1 protein-coding gene and 1 pseudogene are annotated in these 1,059 nt (G+C 56.5%); both read right to left on the reverse strand.

Annotated features, from left to right (window positions below; all coding sequences use genetic code 11):
• Positions 1–713: CsgG/HfaB family protein (locus B4F73_RS05430; protein WP_290481757.1), on the reverse strand; the 713-nt coding region annotated here is incomplete at its 3' end.
• Between the two features lie 2 nt (positions 714–715).
• A pseudogene (locus B4F73_RS05435) lies at positions 716–1,059 on the reverse strand (hypothetical protein); the annotation flags it as partial.

A 1,059-nucleotide genomic window follows, 5' to 3' on the forward strand; every position in this document is an offset into this window, starting at 1 on the left:
GGCTCCTGAGCGCGCTCGCCCATGCCAATGTCGATGGTTGTGTCCCCAATGAATTCGAACACACCCGCGCGAATTTCGCGCCCGCGAATTATTTTCCGTTGGCTGACCAGATTTACCACGCTCAAATCAGTGGCATTGACCAGACGGAGGTCCAGGGCGACAGTCATTGCATAGTGGCGTTCACCACCTACAACAGGCCCTATACGTGCTTCGCGAACATCGCTGTGCACGTTGAAATTCAGTTCCGTGATACCGCCGAGCAGGATGTAGTCGCTGCCGGCAATCGAACCTGTGAATACTTTGCGGTAGTCTTCGGTTGGTTCGCCAGCTTCACTGATTAACCGATTGTTTGCGAATTCCAGCTCCTGCTCGGCGACCGCCGTATCCAGACGTTCAGCCAGTGGAAAACCAGCCTGGCTCACTGCCGACATTACCATCAGAGAGGCGCCCTGCGTGGCCACTGCGCCTTCGAAAGTTGAAAATCTTCCGGTCATGTCGCGAATGTCGCCCACGGCAATCCGTGGTTTCTCCGCTGGTGTGCTCCACTTCATGCAGCTCAGCTGGCCCGAATACGCAGTGGAGCTATCTTCCACGATTGCGCCCGTCGACAAGTAGTCGGGATTGGAGACGATTCCTTCCATCGACGTGCAAGCCGTCGAAAAGACCAGACCTGCGCCGATCAGAAACGTGCGAAATGCTTTTCGATAGGTCATGATCAGTCACTCCCACTCGTTGGAAGGTGAGCGACGATTGCGGTCTGGTTCCCCGTGCTGATTTGGGAGGCATCCACCATCACGGTGTTGTTGTTGCCTTCAATATCCACACTGATCATGTTGCCGATTGCGGTAGCACTGCCGCCAGTTGTTGTACCTGACCATGACGGCATCATCGCACGCGTGCTCCCGAAGGAACCGTTGGTAGCTGAGGATCTGGATCCTCCGCCGGCGACGATGACGCGATTGGCCTGGGCATCGCGGCTGAAGCCTAGCGGCGTATCTGACCATCCGCCGGCTTCCATGCTTATCTGAGCCGAAGCCGGGATAGCAGACACAAGCGATG

It is taken from the genome of Hyphomonas sp. UBA3601 (assembly GCF_002375605.1).
In the GTDB taxonomy this organism is placed as follows: domain Bacteria; phylum Pseudomonadota; class Alphaproteobacteria; order Caulobacterales; family Hyphomonadaceae; genus Hyphomonas.